This window comes from Sphingomonas rustica, from assembly GCF_039652585.1.
Taxonomy (GTDB): Bacteria; Pseudomonadota; Alphaproteobacteria; order Sphingomonadales; family Sphingomonadaceae; genus Sphingomonas; species Sphingomonas rustica.
On sequence record NZ_JBDIZK010000001.1, the window covers coordinates 277,333 to 295,116 of the forward strand.

A 17,784-nucleotide genomic window follows, 5' to 3' on the forward strand; every position below is an offset into this window, starting at 1 on the left:
TTCTGCTGGTGGGCCGGGCGGGGTAGCCCCCGCCCTCGCCCTACCGCCCCCGTGTCGGTGCGAAGTCGATGCGGGCGCGTTCGCCGATCAGGCCGCCGCTGACCCTGCCCTCGACCAGTTCATAGCCCATCAGCGCGAAGACGCGGCCGTTCAGGAAGATCGGGCGGGCATTGCCGTACCAGTCGACGCACGATGCCTTGCAGGCGTCGTCGCGGGCGCCGGCGGCGTTGGCGACCAGCTCTCCAGCGGGGGAGAAGCGGCGGGCGTCGCGGCGCAGATAGGCGATGGCCGAGCCCGAGCCGAGGAAGCGGGCGGTCGCGGCCCGGTCGAGCGCGCGGGTGACCGGCAGGCCGAGCATGCCCGAGGCGCCGTCGCGGCTGTCCGGGTCTGGCGAGAAGAAGAAGGCCTGGCTGCGGCGTTCGCCTTCGTGCGCGGCGGGAAGGAAATAGGTGTCGCCGTGGCGCGGGCGGCCGCTCAGCTCGATCGCGCTGAAGCCCAGCCGGTCCCTGGCATCGTTGCCGATCGCGATCCCGTCGCTGCCGATGATGTCGATCCGGTCGATGCCGTGCGGCAGCGGGATCTGCGCGATGGCGCTGCCGTCGAGGGGGACGGCGTAGATCAGCGCCGACTGGCTGTGCTGGTTGAAGGTCCCGGCGCTGTAGAGCAGGTGCCGGCCGACGAAGCGGTTGTGGAAGCTGTAGCCGTCGGGATCGACCGGCAGCGGGCGATAGGCCGAGCCGGGCAGGACGTGCGAGCCATTGCCGAAGCGCGACAGCGGCAGGGCGAGCAGCGCGGTGGCGCCGCCGCTGCGTTCCGAGCGCCACATGGCCTCGCCTTCGCTGTCGGCGCGCACGACCACGTTGAGGCGGCCGGCGGCGCGATCTTCGGAAAAGGAGAACTGGTCGACCGGACCGCCCCAGGCCTGGGCCGCGCCGGGTGCCGATCCGTCCAGCGGCAGGCGGTAGACGAACGCGCCCGAGCGCGCGGTCGCCGGCCGCGCGCCATCGGTCCAGACATAGACCGCCTCGCCCGAGACATAGAAGCTGCGCGACCAAGCGCCGAGCACGGCGGTGGCGCGACACGCCATGACCGGCGCGGCGAGATCGCACTGGGTGACGGTGTGCAGCGTCGACAGGTCGGCAGTGGGCGCGCGGCGCAGCGGATCGGGGACATAGAGTCGGGTCGCCGGCATCGTCCGGGTGAAGGGCGCGTCGCGCTTGCCCGACCAGCGCTGCAGCCCCGGCAGCGTCTCGAGCGGACGCTCGCTGTCGATGCGAAGCGGCGTGTAGAAGATCAGCGTCGAGCCGATCAGCCGCGAGGCATAGTTGCTGGCGGAGTAATAATCGTCCGAGCGCAGATGATAGCTGTCCTCGTAGCGCAGGCGGCCGTCGGCCGCGATGCGGAAGCGGTTGATCTCGGTCCCGCCGCGCGAATAGCTGTAGCCGACCACGATCACCCGGTCGCCGCTGACCAGCATCTCGTCATACCAGCCGTCGCCGCTCGTGCCCGGCGGGAAGGCGTCGATATGATCGACCGGGGTCATGGCATTGGCGGCGAGCGACACGGTGAAGAGCCGGCCGCGGCGCAGGATGACGAGATGGTCGCCCGCGGTCTTGACGATGCCGCCCTCGTCGACATCGGCCTCCTGGGTGTTGGTGATGCTGGACGCGGCACGGCTGGCGGGCGGCGCCGCCTCGGCCTGCGCGGCGGGCGCCGCGGGTGCGGGCATCGCGAGCGGCGGCGGCACGGGTATGACGCTGTCATAGGCGACGGGGCCCGAGGCCTGATCCGCACGCTGGCGGGCAGCGACCTTGCGCATGAAGGCGGACAGTTCCGCGTCGCTGGCAAAGGCGCGCATCGGGGGATCCTGCGGCGTGGCGGGCTGGGCCGGCGTCGTGCACCCGCCTGTCCAGGCCGCAAAGATCAGGGCGATTCCGATTCCCCGCATGGCACCTCTCCCTCATTGATATGTGATGTTATTACATAGCAAATGTTGGGCGGCAAGATCGTCGGGCGCGGTCGGGCCGTGGCGTAACCATTACGGATCATTCTATGGGATTCTGCCGGGTGCTCGGCTTCACGAGCCCGTGCCCGAGACACGTGCTATTGGTTGCCGGTGATTTTGGCGGCCATTTGACCGCAGCTATCCATTTGCCCGCGCAGCTTGAACGGCCAGACGCCCGACCAGGTGTGATAATATTGGCGGCCATCGAACGATCTGATGGTCAAGATCAGTCCATCTTGAACGACGCACCATCCGAATTCTGAGGGTCCAACTGGCACACGCCTGAGCTCCACTACGCCTATATACTCTCTCATGGCACCCGTGGATCCGCCGATGATCACGACTCGGCTTGCAAAGCAGATCGCCGAAAACGAAATGGCAAGCACGCAAAGGTATACCGAGCGGCGGATCTTTCCACTGTACAGGCAGATCTCGAAAATCTGGATCACGAGAATCAGAACAGCCAGTCCGACCAGGTTGCCCGTCATGACGGTGTCTATTTGTGCGCCATGCTCCGCCCCTGCAATCGTCAGATAAACAGCCAGGAAAAATGCCGCCAGCGCCATGGGCTCACCAATCAGAAATGTTCCTAGTCCACGCCAACTCTGACTTGGTGACACCACGAGCGAACCTAGCCCTGAAGCGTGTCTCCAAACCATATCCATAGCGTTGGTTTGATGCAGGGGAAGGTCGGCTTAAGCGGGGGGCGCTGATTGCCAGTCGCGCCAGCGCCATGGCCACAAGCCGGGCGCGAGCGCGGGCCATTCAAGCGATGCCCTCGAGGGCGTGACGGGCGCGGCTGCGTGGCCGCCGGTTGCAAGCACAGGAGGCACCCGCGTCGCGGCGGTTGCCCGCTCGGGGGCGACCTGTCACCTTTGCGGCGATGGCGACAGGCGACTCGGTGAGGGGACCGGCGTTGTTGCGCAGGCTGCTGCGCGCCAAGGACCGGATGGATGCGGCGTCGCACGAGCAGTGGCCGGTGCGGCGGCTGGCGCAGGTCAGCGGCGTGTCCGAGGCGCATTTCGCGCGGTCGTTCAAGGCGGCGTTCGGGCTGCCGCCGCACCGCTATTTGCTGACCCGGCGGATCGAGCGCGCCAAGGCGCTACTGCGCGACACCGAATTGCCGGTGATCGAGATCGCGTTCCGGACCGGGTGGGAGAGCCTGGGCACGTTCGGCCGGATCTTTCGCGACATCACCGGCGAAAGCCCGACCGAGCTTCGCGCGCGCGAGGCGGCGGCGGCGCACAGGCTCGACCAGGTGCCGCATTGCTTCGTGAGCGCGGCCTGTCGTCCCGACCTCACAATCGCAGTTTCGGAGAAGCGGCGCCGGGCCGAGGACGATAATCCGGTGGCAGAGGAAAGGAGACTGCCATGACACAGGGGATCGGGGTCGCCGGCATCTATGTCCGCGACCAGGACGAGGCACTGGACTTCTATGTCGGCAAGCTGGGATTCGCGGTCCATACCGACGCCAGCAATGGCGGCTATCGCTGGCTGACCGTCCATCATCCGGACCAGCCCGAGGTGCAGCTGGGCCTGTTCCGGCCGCAGCCGCCGACCGTCGACCGGGACACCGCACGGACCATCGACGAGGTCGTGGCAAAGGGAGCGATGCCGCCGCTGGTGCTGGTGGTCGAGGATTGCCGCGCGGCGCATCGCCGGTTCAGCGATGCGGGGGTCGAGTTCACCCAGGCGCCGGTCGACCGGTTCGGCAGCGTCGACGCCAGCTTTCGCGATCCGTCCGGCAATGGATGGAAGCTGATCGAGGCCCGGTCGTGAACGCCGGCCGTTTCAGCCGGGCACCGCAGCGCGCATCGCAGGATCGCGCAGGCACGGGCAGCGCCACGCGGCGGATCCACCGATGGGTCGGGGTGATCTTCACGCTGACCGTCACCGCCAACTTCGCGGCCATGGCCTTTGGCCCTCCGCCGGCCTGGGTCACCTATGCGCCGCTCGCCCCGTTGCTGTTCCTGTGGATCAGCGGAATGACGATGCTGGTGTCGCTGTGGTGGCGCGGCACCCGCGGCGATGCGAACGTGACGAAGGGAGCAGCGTGATGGACGACGCGGTCACCGCCAAGATCGAGAGCCTGGACGACTGGCGCGGCGCGATGCTGGCGCAGATCCGCCAGGCGATCCTCGCCGCCGATCCCGACATCGTCGAGGAGATCAAGTGGCGCAAGGCGAGCAACCCGCTGGGCGTGCCGACCTGGTCGCGCGGCGGCATCCTGTGCACGGGCGAAAGCTACAAGGACAAGGTCAAGCTGACCTTCATGAAGGGGGCGGCGCTGGCGTCCGGGACGCGGTTGTTCAACGTGCCGGCCGACGGCGTGCGCCGCGCAATCGACCTGAAGGAGGGCGATGCCCTGGACGCGGCGGCGCTGACCGAGCTGATCCGTCGGGCGAGCGCGCTGAACCTGGGCGAGGCATAACCGCCCGCCTGAACCGGAAACGTACGATGCCGCGCAAACCGATCGCCCCTGTCCTGGATCGCCGCCACCTGCTGGGCGGGATGGCAGCGACCGCCGCGTTGGGCACCGGCTCCGCGCTTGCCGGGAGCGCCCGCGCGACCTGGGTCCGGCCGGGGGAGGCGGGCTGGCCGGCGGCGGGCGAGTGGGCGTCGCTGGGCCGGGCGGTCGGCGACCGGCTGGCGCCGGGCGGCCTGCCCGAACCGGTGGCCGAGCAGCTGCTGCACAATCCCTATTATATCCGCGATCAGCCGGGGCTGACCCAGTCGTCGGGCCGCATCGACGGCTGGCGATCCAGCCCGAGCGCCTATGTCGTCCGCGCACGCCATGCCGGTGACGTCGCCGCCGCGGTGCGGTTCGCCGCGCGGCACCGGGTGAGGCTGGTCGTGAAGGGTGGCGGCCACAGCTATCTGGGCGGATCGACCGCGCCCGACTCGCTACTGGTGTGGACCCGCGACATGGAATCGATCACGCTGCACGACGCCTTAGTCCCGATCGACACCGGCGCGGCACCGGTGGCCGCGGTGTCGGTCGGCGCGGGCTGTGTCTGGCAGGATGTCTATGACGCGGTGACGACGAAGGCCGGCCGCTATGTCCAGGGCGGAGGCTGCGCCACGGTCGGGGTCGCGGGGCTGGTCCAGGGCGGCGGGTTCGGCAGCCTGTCAAAGGGATATGGCCTGGCGGCGGCGAGCCTGATCGAGGCAGAGATCGTGACGGCGGACGGCACGGTACGGACCGTCAATGCGGCGCGCGATCCCGACCTGTTCTGGGCGCTGAAGGGCGGCGGTGGCGGCAGCTGGGGCGTGGTCACCCGGCTGACGCTGCGCACCCATCGGCTGCCCGACACCGTCGGCGCGGTACGCTGGCAGGTCACCGCCCGGTCGGACGGCGCCTTTCGCGCGCTGATCGCGCGCTTCGTCGATCTCTATGCCGACACGCTGATGAACCCGCATTGGGGCGAGCAGGTGAGCGCGCGACCGGGCAACCGGTTCGAGGTGTCGATGCTGTTCCAGGGGCTGGACGCGGATACCGCGCGCGGCGCCTGGTCGCCGCTGGGCGACTGGGTCGCGGCGCGACCGGACGACTATGGTATCGACCAGCCGCTGAGCATCGTCGCCCTGCCCGCACGACATTTGTGGGACGGCGACTTTCTTCAGGCCAATGCACCCGAGGCGATCCGGTGGGACGACCGGCCGGGCATCGCGCCGCGGCGATGGTGGTGGGCGGGCGACGGCGCGGAGGCCGGCGCCTTCTGGCACGGCTATGAATCGGCATGGCTGCCGGCATCGTTGCTGGCGAGTCCCGCGGGCCGCGATCGGCTGGTCGACGCCTGGGTCGCGGCCGGGCGGCTCTGGAGAACCAGCTTCCATTTCAACAAGGGGCTGGCCGGCGCGTCGCCCGACACCCTCGCCGCATCCCGCGCGACGGCGATGAACCCACAGGTGCTGGACGCCTTCGCGCTGGCGATCATCGCGATGAACGGGCCGTCCGCCTATGGCAGCGGACCGCCGCCAGACGCGGCCGAGGCGCGCGACCATCTGGCCCGCATCCGCCTGGCGATGACCGAACTGCGCCGCGCCGCGCCCGATGCGGGCAGCTATGTCTCGGAATGCGACTATGCGCTGGCCGACTGGCAGCGCGCCTGCTGGGGCGGGCATTACCGGCGGCTGGCGGCGATCAAGGCGCGCTACGATCCCGGCGGGCTGTTCGTCGTCCATCACGGCGTGGGCAGCGTCCGCGACGGATAGGGCCCGAGTCCGAGCTTCACCCCCAAAGCTTCACAAAATACGGGATATTCCCAACTGCCGAACGGCCGCGTCCTGCCCTAGTACCCATGGCGTTCCTGGTATCCGGGGGGGGCCGGGAACCGCTGGACGATGGGAGGGCGACGGTCGTCGATCGACCGGCCATCCTCGCTCGGGGCCTTGTCTGCCCGAGCGGGTCCTTGCAGGGCGCGATTCGTGATGCCGGCGGTCGGCCTTATCGCCACCACGGATCGCGTCCCTGCAACGCGGCGATCACGCCGGGCGCGGCAGCCAGCTGAGATCCAGGCCTTCGAACCGGTTGACGTAATTGGCGGCGCGGGCGAGCGCGCGTTCGTCGCGCAGCGTGACGCGGCCGGAGTCGCGCGCGATCAGCCCCTCTTCCTCCAGCTGGCGCAGCATGCGGTTGACGTGCACCGCCGTCAGGCCGGTGGCGTCGCCGACCTCCTCCTGCGTCAGGCCGAGCTGAAAGGCGTCTTCGACGCTCTTGTCGGTGGTGCGCAGCCGATCGCGCAGGTCGAGCAGCAGCGCGGCCACGCGCGCCTTGGCGCTGGTGCGGCCGAGCGCCGCGAGCCGATCGGTCAGGCTGACGCGTTCGACCTGGCAATAGACCAGCACCATCGCCGACAGCCGGGGATGGCGGGTCATCAGATCGGACAGGGCGGACCGGTCGAACGGGCTGACGATGCAATCGGACAGCGCCGCCAGCGTCTCGGGCGCCTCGCGGTAGATCATCGACGACACGCCCAGCATGTCGCCAGGGAACAGGAAGCGCAGGATCTGGCGGCTGCCGTCGTCGAGCAGCACATAGCTCATCATCAGTCCCTTGCGCAGGACGTAGAGCTCTCCGCATTTCTCGTTCTCGCGCTGAAGCACCGCCCCGCGGCGCACCGTCCGCTGGCGTTCCTCCAACTTCTCCAGGGCCGCCTGCTCTGCGCCCGTCAGTTCGACGAGATCGCTCAGCACTTCGGCAAAACAACTACCGGCCACGCACGTCTACCCCCAACCCGCGCACTGCAAAGCAGTGCTGAGAAATCAGTGCATTAAAGTCGATCAATGCCCGTCCATCGCAGGGCCGCTTGCGCGCCGCGTGCGAAGGGCTAGAAGCCCGCAGATGGACCGTATCCTGATCCGCGGCGGCAACCGGCTTTCCGGCCGTATTGCAATTTCCGGCGCAAAGAATTCCGCGCTCACGCTGATGCCTTGTGCATTGCTGACCGATGAACCGCTGACGCTGAGAAATCTGCCACGCCTCGCGGACGTGGACAGCTTCGGGCATCTACTTAACCAGTTCGGCGTCTCGACGATGATCGAGGGCGGGCGTCCGACCGATTTCGGCCGGGTGATGACGATGCGCGCGGCGAACCTGACCTCGACGGTCGCGCCCTATGACATCGTCCGCAAGATGCGCGCGTCGATCCTGGTGCTGGGGCCGTTGCTGGCCCGGATGGGCGAGGCGACGGTGTCGCTGCCCGGCGGCTGCGCGATCGGCAACCGTCCGATCGACCTGCACCTGAAGGCGCTGGAGGCGATGGGCGCCGAGATCGAGCTGGCCGCGGGCTATGTGAAGGCGACCGCGCCGGGCGGGCGGCTGCCCGGCGGGACGTTCCGCTTCCCGGTGGTGTCGGTCGGCGCGACCGAGAATGCGCTGATGGCGGCAGTCACCGCGCGCGGCACGACCGTGCTGGAGAATGCGGCGCGCGAGCCCGAGATCGTCGACCTGTGCAACCTGCTGGTCGCGATGGGCGCGTCGATCCGCGGAATCGGCAGCGAGACGCTGGAGATCGAGGGCCGCGAGCGGCTGCACGGCGCCACCTATGCGGTGATGCCCGACCGGATCGAGGCGGGCAGCTATGCCTGCGCCGCGGCGATCACCGGCGGCGACCTGGAACTGGTGGGCGCCAATGCCGGCGACATGCGCGCGACGCTGGACGCGCTGATCGAGGCCGGCGTCACCGTCGAGGAGACGCACGACGCGGTGCGGATCGCCGCCGGCGCGCCGCTGAAGCCGCTGACGCTGTCGACCGCGCCCTTCCCCGGCTTCGCCACCGACATGCAGGCGCAGTTCATGGCGATGCTGTGCAAGGCCGAGGGCGCCAGCGTGCTGACCGAGACGATCTTCGAGAATCGCTACATGCACGTGCCCGAACTGGCGCGGATGGGCGCGAACATCGAGGTCCATGGCCGCACCGCGGTGGTGCGCGGATCGGTGAAGCTGGTCGGCGCGCCGGTGATGGCGACCGACCTGCGCGCGTCGATGAGCCTGATCCTGGCCGGGCTGGCAGCCGAAGGCGAGACGCAGGTCGCCCGCATCTATCATCTCGACCGCGGTTACGAGCGGCTGGAGGAAAAGCTTCAGGGCGTGGGCGCGGATATCGAGCGGGTCGGCGACGGCTGACGCGGCGGCGCGGCAACCGCACGGGAGGGACGAATGAAGCGGATCTGGGCGGCGGTTGCGGCAATGCTGCTGGTGGCGGGCGCGGATGCGCCCGCGCCGATTCCGGTCTATGAGGGCGGACGGGTGGTCCGCGACGCCGATGGCGCGCTGCGATCGGGCTGGCCCGGCGTCTATTTCGAGGGACGCTTTACCGGACGCGCGGTCGATGTCGGCGTCGAGACGAAGCGCGAGCAGGTCCGCGTGCTGGTCGACGGGGTCGAGAAGGCGCGGCTGGGCGAAGGCTTCAGCGGACGCAAGCGGATCGGCGGGCTGAGGCCGGGCGCGCATCTGGTGCGGCTGGAACGGCTGACCGAGAGCCAGCCGGGCGATTTCCGCTTCCTCGGCTTCTGGCCGGTCGACGGCAAGGCGCTCCCCATCACGGCGCGCGTTCGGCAGATCGAGATCATCGGCGATTCGCACAGCGTCGGCTATGCCGACACCTCGACCGTGCGCGATTGCGACTCCGCGAAGGTCCATGCCACCACCGACACGCAGCAGGCCTATGGCCCGTTGCTGGCCAGGCGATTCGACGCCGATTACCGGGTCATCGCCTGGTCGGGCTATGGCATCGTACGCAATTATGACGGCAAGGCGCCGGGCGAGAGCCTGCCCTTCCTCTATCCGCGGATCATTCCCGGCGAGACGGCCGAACTCAGGGTCCGTGACGCGTGGCACCCGCAGCTGATCGTCATCTATCTGGGCACCAACGACTTCTCGACCCCGGTCAAGCCGGGCGAGGCCTGGGCCGACGAGGCGGCGCTGCGCAGGGCGTGGCACCAGCGCTATGTCGGCTTCGTGCGCGAGATCGCCGCGAACCAGCCCCAGGCGCAGTTCGTGCTGGTCGGCGGGCCGAGCTTCGCCACCGACGTTCAATCGGTCGCGGCCGAACTGGCCACGTCGCACATCAAGGTGACGACGATGCGCACGCCCGAGATGGCGCTGGACAGCTGCCACTGGCACCCGTCGCTGAAGGATCAGCGCGCGCTGGCCGATACGCTGGACAAGACGGTGTCGGGGATGCGCATCCTGTGGTGAGCGCTCAGCCGCGATAGCCGAGCGCCGGCAGGCCGCGGCAGCCCGGATCGACCTCGAACAGCGCGCCGCCCAGCGGTTCGTCGACATCGACCGCGGCCGAGGTGACGAACATCCGGTCGAGCGCCTGGCCGGCGAACACGCAGCTGGTGATCTGGCTGGCCAGGAGCGCGATGCTGCGGTCGCGGTTGCCGTCGGGCGTGAAGCGGGTGACGCAGCCCGCGCCCCAGCAGGCGACCCACAGCCCGCCATCGGCATCGAGCGTCATCCCGTCGGGGTCGCCCCAACCCTGTTCGAATACGATGAAGGGCATGCGCTCGCCCAGGCTGCCGTCATCGTTGATGTCGAAGCGGAAGATGGTGCGCAGGCCGCTGTCGGTGTGGAACAGGTGCGACGCATCGGTCGCGATCGCGGGGCCGTTGGCGATGCGATAGCCGCGGTCGACCCGGGACACCCGGCCGTCGGTATCGAGCCGGTAGAAGGCGCCGCTCGCGCGGTCGGCAGCGACGGGCATGGTGCCGGCCCAGATGCGGCCGTGACGATCGGCTTTCGCATCGTTGACGCGGTTGCCCGGGTCCTCGCCGGTCAGCTCCGCAAGCGTCTCGATCCGAGGACCATCGAGGTCGAGCGTCACGATCCGCCGGTCGATCCCGGCGACGAAGCCGCCGCGCTCGCGCTCGATCACCCAGCCGAGATAGCCGCCGATGTTCCAGCTTTCGACGCGGTCGTCGCCCAGGGTCAGCCGGTTGAGCCGCCCCGAGAGGATGTCGGTCCAGTAGACGGCGCCGTCGCGCGCCGACCAGATCGGCCCCTCGCCCAGCTGGTCGCGACGGTCGCGCGCGACGACGCGCGGCTGCGCCATCAATGGCTGTCCCGCGGAATGCCGAAGGTCTGGGCGATGCGCTGATACTTCACCGCATTTTCCAGCACCGCGCCGGTATCGAACTGGCCGACCAGGCTGCGGTGGATTTCCTGCCACGGCGTCTGCGACGGCGGGACATAGTCGCGCGCCTCGCCCAGCGCCTCGCGGCGGCGGTCCATCTCGGCATCGTCGACCAGCAGGTCGGCGCTGTGGCGGTTGAGATCGATGCGGATCCGGTCACCGGTGCGGACCAGCGCCAGGCCGCCGCCGACCGCAGCCTCGGGCGCGGCGTTGAGGATCGAGGGGCTGCCGCTGGTGCCCGACTGGCGGCCGTCGCCCAGGCAGGGCAGCGCGTGCACGCCCGCCTGGATCAGCGCGACCGGCGGGCGCATGTTCACCACCTCGGCACCGCCGGGATAGCCGACCGGGCCGGCCCCGCGCATGATCAGGATCGAGCGTTCGTCGATGCCCAAGGCGGGATCGTCGATCCGGCGGTGATAATCCTCCGGCCCGTCGAACACGAAGGCGGTCCCTTCGAACGCGTTCGGATCATCGGGGTTGGACAGATAGCGCGCGCGGAACGCGTCCGAGATCACGCTGAGCTTCATCACCGCGCTGTCGAACAGATTGCCCGACAGGACGGTCAGGCCCGCGGCGGGCTTGAGCGGCGCGTCGAGCGGCCAGATCACGTCGGCATCCTCGCTGTCGGCGGTGCCGACATTGTCGGCGACGGTGCGCCCGTTCGCGGTCAGCACGTCGCCCTCGATCAGGCCGGCGCGCAGGAGCTTGCCCATCACCGCGGGGACGCCGCCGGCGCGGTAGAAATCCTCGCCCAGATAGGTGCCGGCGGGCTGGAGGTTGACCAGCAAAGGCACGTCGGCGCCGTGATCCTCCCAGTCGGCCAGGGTCAGCTCGACGCCGATATGACGGGCGATGGCGTTGAGATGGATCGGCGCGTTGGTCGACCCGCCGATCGCGGAATTGACCCGGATCGCGTTGAGGAACGCCTGGCGGGTGAGCACATCGCTGGGCTTGCGGTCCGCATGGACCATCTCGACGATCTGGAGGCCGGTGCGATAGGCGTTTTCCTGGCGGTCGCGATAGGGCGCGGGGATCGCCGCGGAGCCGGGCAGCGACATGCCGAGCGCTTCGCACAGCGAGTTCATCGTCGTCGCGGTGCCCATGGTGTTGCACCAGCCGGTCGACGGCGCCGAGCTGGCGACCAGTTCGATGAAGCCCTTATAGTCGATCTCGCCGGCGGCGAGCATCTCGCGCGCCTTCCACACGATCGTGCCCGATCCGGTGCGCTCGCCCTTGAACCAGCCGTTGAGCATCGGGCCGACCGAGAGCGCGATGGCGGGGATGTTCACCGTGGCGGCCGCCATCAGGCAGGCAGGCGTGGTCTTGTCGCAGCCGATCGTCAGCACCACGCCGTCCATTGGATAGCCGTAGATCGATTCGACCAGGCTGAGATAGCTGAGGTTGCGGTCGAGCCCGGCGGTCGGGCGCTTCCCGGTTTCCTGGATCGGGTGGGTCGGGAATTCGAGCGCGATGCCGCCGGCGTCGCGAATGCCCTCGCGCACGCGCTTGGCCAGTTCGATGTGATGGCGGTTGCACGGCACCAGGTCGCTGCCGGTCTGGGCGATGCCGATGATCGGCCGACCCGACTGGAGTTCGTCCAGGCTGATGCCGAAATTGAGATAGCGCTCGATATAGAGCGCGGTCATGTCGGGATTTTCGGGGCTGTCGAACCAGGCGCGCGACCGGAGCCTCTGTGTCGATCGATCGCGGTCCTGTCCCAAATCCATGCCTTTCACGCAGTCGCGATGTCGCTCCGGAAATCGCGGTCACCTACAAATGGTAGCGCATTGATATCGCTCCGGGCCGCGTATAGGAAGCATATATATCGTATAAAAGGGCGAGAGATGGAGCGGATCAGGATCGGGCTTGTCGGGATCGGCAAGATCGCGCGGGACCAGCATGTGCCGGCGCTTGCCGCGAGCGATGATTTCGACCTGATCGCGACGGCGAGCCGGCACGGCAGGGTCGACGGCATCGACGGCCATGACTCGATCGAGGCGATGCTGGCCGCCAGGCCCGAGATCGAGGCGGTGTCGCTGTGCACCCCGCCCGAGGGCAGGTTCGACCAGGCGATGTCGGTGCTGCGCGCGGGACGGCACCTGATGCTGGAAAAGCCGCCGAGCGCCACCGTCTCCGAGGCCCAGGCGCTGGCCAAGATAGCGGAGAAGGCGGGCGTGACCCTGTTCGCCACCTGGCATTCGCGCGAGGCGGCCGAGGTCGATGCGGCCCGCGACTGGCTGGCGACCCGCCGGATCGACGCGGTGCGGATCCGGTGGAAGGAGGATATCCGCCACTGGCATCCCGGCCAGGACTGGATCCTGGCCGCGGGCGGGTTCGGCGTATTCGATCCCGGCATCAACGCCCTGTCGATCGCGACGCGGATCCTGCCCGAGCCGCTGACGGTGCTGAGCGCGACGCTGTCGGTGCCGGCGAACCGCACGAGTCCGATCGCCGCGCGGATCGCGATGCGATCGGGCGACGCCGCCGTCGATGCCGATTTCGACTTTCTCCAGACCGGCGAGCAGAGCTGGGACATCGAGGTCGATACCGATGCCGGCCTGCTGCGCCTGACCCATGGCGGGAGCCGGATCGCGCTGCCCGGCGAACCGGCGGCGGCGGGCACCAACGAGGAGTATCCGAGGCTCTATCGTCGCCTGGCCGACCTGATCCGGAGCGGCGGGTCGGACGTCGATCTGGATCCGATCCAGCTGGTGGCCGACGCGTTCCTGGTAGCCGAGCGCCGCAGCGTCGAGGCGTTCGACTTCTGACCCGGCAAAGGGCGGCGCATCGTCGCGCGCCGCCCCCTCACCCGGTCAGATGTCCTCGACCTGGTCGAGATAGGCGCCATAGCCCTGCGCTTCCATCTCGCCCTTGGGCACGAAGCGCAGCGAGGCCGAGTTGATGCAGTAGCGCAGTCCGCCGCGGTCGAGCGGACCATCCTCGAACACATGGCCGAGATGGCTGTCGCCATTGGCGGAGCGCACCTCGGTGCGGACCATGCCGTGCGTCGTGTCGCGCAGCTCGGCGACATTGGCGGGCTCGATCGGCTTGGTGAAGCTGGGCCAGCCACAGCCCGATTCATATTTGTCGGACGACGCGAACAGCGGCTCGCCCGAGACGATATCGACATAGATGCCGGCCTCCTTGTTGTGGAGATATTTGCCGGTGCCGGGCCGTTCGGTGCCACTGTGCTGGGTGACGTGAAACTCCTCGGGCGTCAGGGCGGCCAAGGCTTCGGGGGTCTTGCGATAGTCGGTCATGCGCGTCTCCGTTTTGCCGCCAATGTGGGAAGGCCGCCGGCGTTTCGCCAGCACCGGTAAACTCGGCTATCCGGCAGGTCATGGCGAAGAAGAAGCGATATCTGACCGCGCGGCTGGCGGACGGCTATGTGAAGACGATCGGTCCGACATCGGCGCCCTTCACCCATTATTGGCGGATCGTCGCGCATCTGGGCGGTGGCCGGACCGACGTGTTCTGGGGCCATGCCAAGTCGCTTCGCGAGGCGACCGGCAAGAAGACTGCCATGATCGAAGCGGCCAAGCAGCGCGATTGGGAGCGGTACGATTTCGAGGTGGTCGAACTTATGGAAGAGTGGTCGAGCTCGTCGAACTGACGGCGCTTGCCCCTCAAAGTCGAGCGGCTGATTAGATAAGATTAATCGGAATGATGTTGCCGCGATTGACGCGCAATTTGAGTATGTTGAGGACGTTGGAAGACGCGAACAGACGACCTGTGTGATTTTTGCCGCATCGTAAAATAAAATGGTCGTAACCTGTACCGGATTTGCGAAATTTCCTGATCATATCATCGCGTTGGCCAGTCAAAAATACAATCGCAACGGATGCTTTGAAGTGTTGACAACGCCGGACAAGGTGTTAGCGTTAACATCGAGCGGTGGAGGCCGACTCAAGATAGAACCATGCGGCGAGCCAGGGCTCGCTGACTTAGGAGGGGACAAAATGAAAAGCATTCGGCTTACGCCGTCGTTCGCGCGATCGGCATCCGCCATCGCCATTTCCGCCTGCCTGCTGATGCCGGGTATCGCGCTGGCGCAGACCACCACCGACAGCGCACCGACCGCCGCGGAGCCGGCGACTCAGGACGATACCGGCGAGGAAATCGTCGTCACCGGCATCCGCGCCTCGCTGGACCAGGCGATCTCGATCAAACGCAACTCCGCCGGCGTCGTCGACGCGATCTCGGCCGAAGACATCGGCAAGTTCCCCGACACCAACCTGGCCGAGTCGCTGCAGCGCATCACCGGCGTGTCGATCACCCGCGCCAACGGCGAAGGCTCGCAGGTCGCGGTCCGCGGCTTCAGCGGCGGCTTCAACCTGGTGACGATCAACGGCCGCCAGCTTCCCTCCACCAGCATCGACACCAGCACGGGCAACGCGTTCGCGCGCGGCACCGGCCGTTCGTTCGACTTCCAGAATCTGGCATCGGAAGGCGTGTCGCGCCTCGAAGTGTACAAGACCGGCCGCGCCAACATCCCTTCCGGCGGCATCGGCGCCGCGATCAACATCGTCACCCGTCACCCGCTCGACGCGCGCGAGGACGGCTTCTCGGGCTCGATCGGCGCCAAGGCGCTGTATGATTCGACGGTCGAGAACGCCGAAGGCGATCTGGCAAAGATCACGCCCGAAGTCTCCGGCCTGCTGAACTGGAAGAACGACGCCAATACCTTCGGCGTTACGGTGTTCGGCAGCTATCAGCTGCGCGAATCGACGTCGATCCAGTCGAATCCGAATTACTGGAACATCGTGCCGCTGGCCGACTTCCTCAATCCGGCGGGCCCGTACATCAATCCGAACACGGTGATTACCAACCGTCCGACCACGCCCTATGTCCAGATCCCGAACGACAGCCGCTACCAGTTCTCCGAGAACCGCCGCGAGCGTCTGAACGGCCAGGCGATGGTCCAGTTCAAGCCGAACGACTCGCTCGAGATCACCCTCGACGGCCTGTATGCGCGCAACAAGCTGAGCGACGAACGCAGCGAGCAGACCAACTGGTTCCAGCGCCCGTTCACCCAGGTGACTTTCGACGACAACACCAAGATGCAAAGCGCGGTGATCCTCGCCGAGGCGGTGCAGGCCGACAAGGGCTATGAGCAGCAGCGTTTCGCCACCAGCACCGAGCTCTATTCGTTCGGCGGCAACCTCAAGTGGAACTTCACCGACGCGCTGTCGCTGACCCTCGACGCGAACCATGCCAAGTCGACGACCGATCCGGACAACTCGAACGGATCGTCGGCAACGACCATCTCGATCGGCGCACCGGTTCGCGCAACGCATCGCCTGGACTTCACCAGCGGCTTCCCGCAGCAGTCGGAGACGATCAACGACTGCACCCCGCGCGGGGGCAACTGCAACAACCAGCTCGATCTCGGCGACCTCGGCACCCAGGTGGCACGCGTCATTACCTCGCAGCAGGATGCGCGGGTCAACCAGTTCAAGGCCGAGTTCAACTGGGACCTGGGCAATGACAGCCGCTTCACCTTCGGCGGCGACTATGTCGATGCGAACATGCGTTCGACCACGGTCAACACCACCCAGCTGCTGGGTGACTGGGGCATCACCGACACCGGCATCGTCGCGCAGCGCGCCGGTGATCTCGTCAAGACCTATTGCATGACCTGCAAGTTCGACAAGTACGACCCCGGTTCGACCGGATCGGCACTGGTCGCCTTCCGCGCCAATGCAGTAGACCTGCTCAACGTCTTCCAGCCCTATTATCTGGCGCAGGGCCGGGCGATCACCGCCAGCCCGCCTTCGGACGACACCGTCGGCGAGAAGACATGGGCAGTCTATGGCCAGATGGCCTGGGGCGGCGAGATCGGTGGCCGCCGCGCCAACGCATTGTTCGGCGTCCGCTACGAGAAGACCAACGTCAACTCGATCGGCGTGCAGTCGGTCCCGGCGCAGATCCGCTGGGCCGCGGATAACGACTTCTTCGTGGATGGTGGCCCCCCGGGCGGCGCCGTGCAGGTGAAGGCGAGCTACGACAACCTGCTGCCCTCGCTCGATTTCAACATCGAGGTGGTCGACAATGTCGTCGCCCGAGCATCGTTCAGCCGTACGCTGGCCCGTGCCGACTATGGCAGCCTGTTCGCCTCGGTCGGGGTCAACGGCCCGAACCGTCCGACCGCACTTGGCTCGGCACCGGCACCGGCGACCCGTCAGGATCCGTCGCTGCTGCCGCTGGAATCGGACAATTTCGACGTGTCGGTCGAATGGTACTACAAGCCTTCGAGCTTCGTATCGGTCGGCTTCTTCAACAAGAATGTCCGCAACTTCATCGGTACCGTGGTGACCAATGGCCCGCTGTTCGGCCTGCGCGATCCCAGCGCCGGCGCACCGGGTTCGCGGTCGGGCATCGCCCTCGCCTTCCTGAACGCCAATGGCTATGACCGCAGCGACATCAACCTGTTCTCCTATACCGCGCTGCTCGTGCAGAACGGCGGAAACCAGGCTGCCGCGACGGCGACGTTCAACGCCAATTACGGCAACGAGAAGCCGGGCGCCCTCGACACGGTGTTCGTCAACAACCTGCTGGCCGCGGTCGACGTGGTCGGCGATGCCAACGACCCGCTGTTCCAGTTCGCGATCAGCGGCCCGGTCAACAATCGCGAAGGCAATGTCCACGGCTTCGAAATCGCCTGGACGCATTTCTTCGGAAACACCGGTTTCGGCTTCGCGGCCTCGTATACCAAGGTGGACGGCGACGTGAACGTCGATCCCTATGCCGATCCGAACGTGAACATCTTCGCGCTCACCGGCTTGGGCGACAGTGCCAACCTGACCGGCATCTATGAGAAGAACGGACTGTCCGCCCGCGTCTCGTACAACTGGCGCGACAAATATCTGTCGGGGACCAACCAGGGCGGCAACCGCAACCCGCTGTTCACCGATGCCTTCGGCACGCTCGATGCGAGCATCAGCTACGACTTCAGCGAGAATTTCTCGCTGTCGCTCGAAGCGGTCAACCTGACCAGCGAGCCGTTCCGTCAGTACGCCCGGACCGAGACCAACCTGGTCTATGTCCAGGAGCTGAAGCCGCGCTTCTATCTCGGCGCGCGCTACCGGTTCTGATCCGAATTCGGGGGCGGGTTTCGGCCCGCTCCCGGCAAAAGGG

16 protein-coding genes are annotated in these 17,784 nt (G+C 67.5%); 10 read left to right on the plus strand and 6 right to left on the minus strand.

Going from position 1 to position 17,784, the window contains the following annotated elements:
• Nucleotides 1-40: 40 nt before the first annotated feature.
• A complete protein-coding gene (locus TPR58_RS01290; protein ID WP_346244788.1) occupies nucleotides 41-1,948 on the minus strand; it encodes a beta-propeller domain-containing protein in 1,908 nt (635 codons plus the stop codon).
• 155 nt (nucleotides 1,949-2,103) lie between these two features.
• Nucleotides 2,104-2,571: a hypothetical protein gene (locus TPR58_RS01295; protein ID WP_346244789.1), complete on the minus strand. Its 468-nt coding sequence runs from the start codon at nucleotides 2,569-2,571 to the stop codon at nucleotides 2,104-2,106.
• Nucleotides 2,572-2,921: 350 nt separating this feature from the next.
• On the opposite strand from TPR58_RS01295, the gene TPR58_RS01300 reads away from it, so the two are divergent.
• The 5 genes from TPR58_RS01300 to TPR58_RS01320 are packed head-to-tail and all read left to right on the plus strand — an operon-like array spanning nucleotide 2,922 to nucleotide 6,220.
• A complete protein-coding gene (locus tag TPR58_RS01300) occupies nucleotides 2,922-3,380 on the plus strand; it encodes a helix-turn-helix transcriptional regulator (RefSeq protein ID WP_346244790.1) in 459 nt (152 codons plus the stop codon).
• Nucleotides 3,377-3,784 (plus strand): VOC family protein, encoded by a 408-nt coding sequence (locus TPR58_RS01305; protein ID WP_346244791.1) that lies wholly within the window; start codon nucleotides 3,377-3,379, stop codon nucleotides 3,782-3,784. Before TPR58_RS01300 ends, TPR58_RS01305 begins: the two co-directional genes overlap by 4 nt.
• Nucleotides 3,781-4,062 (plus strand): hypothetical protein, encoded by a 282-nt coding sequence (locus tag TPR58_RS01310; protein WP_346244792.1) that lies wholly within the window; start codon nucleotides 3,781-3,783, stop codon nucleotides 4,060-4,062. Before TPR58_RS01305 ends, TPR58_RS01310 begins: the two co-directional genes overlap by 4 nt.
• A complete protein-coding gene (locus TPR58_RS01315) occupies nucleotides 4,062-4,436 on the plus strand; it encodes a DUF1801 domain-containing protein (RefSeq protein WP_346244793.1) in 375 nt (124 codons plus the stop codon). Before TPR58_RS01310 ends, TPR58_RS01315 begins: the two co-directional genes overlap by 1 nt.
• 26 nt (nucleotides 4,437-4,462) lie before the next feature.
• The gene (locus TPR58_RS01320) at nucleotides 4,463-6,220 is read left to right on the plus strand and encodes an FAD-binding oxidoreductase (RefSeq protein ID WP_346244794.1); all 1,758 of its coding nucleotides are present in this window, start codon (nucleotides 4,463-4,465) and stop codon (nucleotides 6,218-6,220) included.
• 270 nt (nucleotides 6,221-6,490) lie between these two features.
• Here the strand turns inward: TPR58_RS01320 and TPR58_RS01325 are convergent, their stop codons facing one another.
• On the minus strand, nucleotides 6,491-7,225 hold the full coding sequence (locus TPR58_RS01325) for a Crp/Fnr family transcriptional regulator (protein ID WP_346244795.1): 735 nt from the start codon (nucleotides 7,223-7,225) through the stop codon (nucleotides 6,491-6,493).
• Nucleotides 7,226-7,349: 124 nt separating this feature from the next.
• Between TPR58_RS01325 and murA the strand changes: the two genes are divergently transcribed.
• Both murA and TPR58_RS01335 read left to right on the plus strand, forming a co-directional pair.
• Nucleotides 7,350-8,633, plus strand: coding sequence for a UDP-N-acetylglucosamine 1-carboxyvinyltransferase (gene murA, locus TPR58_RS01330; protein ID WP_346244796.1), 1,284 nt, complete (start codon nucleotides 7,350-7,352; stop codon nucleotides 8,631-8,633).
• 33 nt (nucleotides 8,634-8,666) lie between these two features.
• On the plus strand, nucleotides 8,667-9,707 hold the full coding sequence (locus TPR58_RS01335; protein ID WP_346244797.1) for an SGNH/GDSL hydrolase family protein: 1,041 nt from the start codon (nucleotides 8,667-8,669) through the stop codon (nucleotides 9,705-9,707).
• A 4-nt stretch (nucleotides 9,708-9,711) separates the two neighbouring features.
• On the opposite strand, the gene TPR58_RS01340 is transcribed toward TPR58_RS01335, so the two are convergent.
• The gene (locus tag TPR58_RS01340) at nucleotides 9,712-10,566 is read right to left on the minus strand and encodes an SMP-30/gluconolactonase/LRE family protein (protein ID WP_346244798.1); all 855 of its coding nucleotides are present in this window, start codon (nucleotides 10,564-10,566) and stop codon (nucleotides 9,712-9,714) included.
• Nucleotides 10,566-12,374, minus strand: a complete 1,809-nt coding sequence (locus TPR58_RS01345) for an IlvD/Edd family dehydratase (RefSeq protein WP_346244799.1) — start codon at nucleotides 12,372-12,374, stop codon at nucleotides 10,566-10,568. Before TPR58_RS01345 ends, TPR58_RS01340 begins: the two co-directional genes overlap by 1 nt.
• 117 nt (nucleotides 12,375-12,491) lie before the next feature.
• Here TPR58_RS01345 and TPR58_RS01350 point away from each other — a divergent pair, with 117 nt between their 5' ends.
• Nucleotides 12,492-13,415: a Gfo/Idh/MocA family protein gene (locus tag TPR58_RS01350; RefSeq protein WP_346244800.1), complete on the plus strand. Its 924-nt coding sequence runs from the start codon at nucleotides 12,492-12,494 to the stop codon at nucleotides 13,413-13,415.
• A 45-nt stretch (nucleotides 13,416-13,460) separates the two neighbouring features.
• Here TPR58_RS01350 and msrB read toward each other — a convergent pair whose 3' ends face one another.
• Complete coding sequence (msrB, locus tag TPR58_RS01355; protein WP_346244801.1) at nucleotides 13,461-13,907, minus strand: peptide-methionine (R)-S-oxide reductase MsrB; 447 nt, start codon at nucleotides 13,905-13,907, stop codon at nucleotides 13,461-13,463.
• A gap of 80 nt (nucleotides 13,908-13,987) precedes the next feature.
• On the opposite strand from msrB, the gene TPR58_RS01360 reads away from it, so the two are divergent.
• Nucleotides 13,988-14,260, plus strand: coding sequence for a hypothetical protein (locus tag TPR58_RS01360; protein WP_346244802.1), 273 nt, complete (start codon nucleotides 13,988-13,990; stop codon nucleotides 14,258-14,260).
• Between the two features lie 346 nt (nucleotides 14,261-14,606).
• The gene (locus tag TPR58_RS01365) at nucleotides 14,607-17,741 is read left to right on the plus strand and encodes a TonB-dependent receptor (protein ID WP_346244803.1); all 3,135 of its coding nucleotides are present in this window, start codon (nucleotides 14,607-14,609) and stop codon (nucleotides 17,739-17,741) included.
• The last annotated feature ends 43 nt before the right edge of the window (nucleotides 17,742-17,784 follow it).

Bases quoted from the DNA above. Each gene is read 5' to 3' on its own strand.
- TPR58_RS01290 (WP_346244788.1), bottom strand. From the start codon at position 1,948: ATGCGGGGAATCGGAATCGCCCTGATCTTTGCGGCCTGGACAGGCGGG.
- TPR58_RS01295 (WP_346244789.1), bottom strand. From the start codon at position 2,571: ATGGCGCTGGCGGCATTTTTCCTGGCTGTTTATCTGACGATTGCAGGG.
- TPR58_RS01305 (WP_346244791.1), top strand. From the start codon at position 3,377: ATGACACAGGGGATCGGGGTCGCCGGCATCTATGTCCGCGACCAGGAC.
- TPR58_RS01315 (WP_346244793.1), top strand. From the start codon at position 4,062: ATGGACGACGCGGTCACCGCCAAGATCGAGAGCCTGGACGACTGGCGC.
- TPR58_RS01320 (WP_346244794.1), top strand. From the start codon at position 4,463: ATGCCGCGCAAACCGATCGCCCCTGTCCTGGATCGCCGCCACCTGCTG.
- murA (WP_346244796.1), top strand. From the start codon at position 7,350: ATGGACCGTATCCTGATCCGCGGCGGCAACCGGCTTTCCGGCCGTATT.
- TPR58_RS01335 (WP_346244797.1), top strand. From the start codon at position 8,667: ATGAAGCGGATCTGGGCGGCGGTTGCGGCAATGCTGCTGGTGGCGGGC.
- TPR58_RS01340 (WP_346244798.1), bottom strand. From the start codon at position 10,566: ATGGCGCAGCCGCGCGTCGTCGCGCGCGACCGTCGCGACCAGCTGGGC.
- TPR58_RS01345 (WP_346244799.1), bottom strand. From the start codon at position 12,374: ATGGATTTGGGACAGGACCGCGATCGATCGACACAGAGGCTCCGGTCG.
- TPR58_RS01350 (WP_346244800.1), top strand. From the start codon at position 12,492: ATGGAGCGGATCAGGATCGGGCTTGTCGGGATCGGCAAGATCGCGCGG.
- msrB (WP_346244801.1), bottom strand. From the start codon at position 13,907: ATGACCGACTATCGCAAGACCCCCGAAGCCTTGGCCGCCCTGACGCCC.
- TPR58_RS01360 (WP_346244802.1), top strand. From the start codon at position 13,988: ATGGCGAAGAAGAAGCGATATCTGACCGCGCGGCTGGCGGACGGCTAT.
- TPR58_RS01365 (WP_346244803.1), top strand. From the start codon at position 14,607: ATGAAAAGCATTCGGCTTACGCCGTCGTTCGCGCGATCGGCATCCGCC.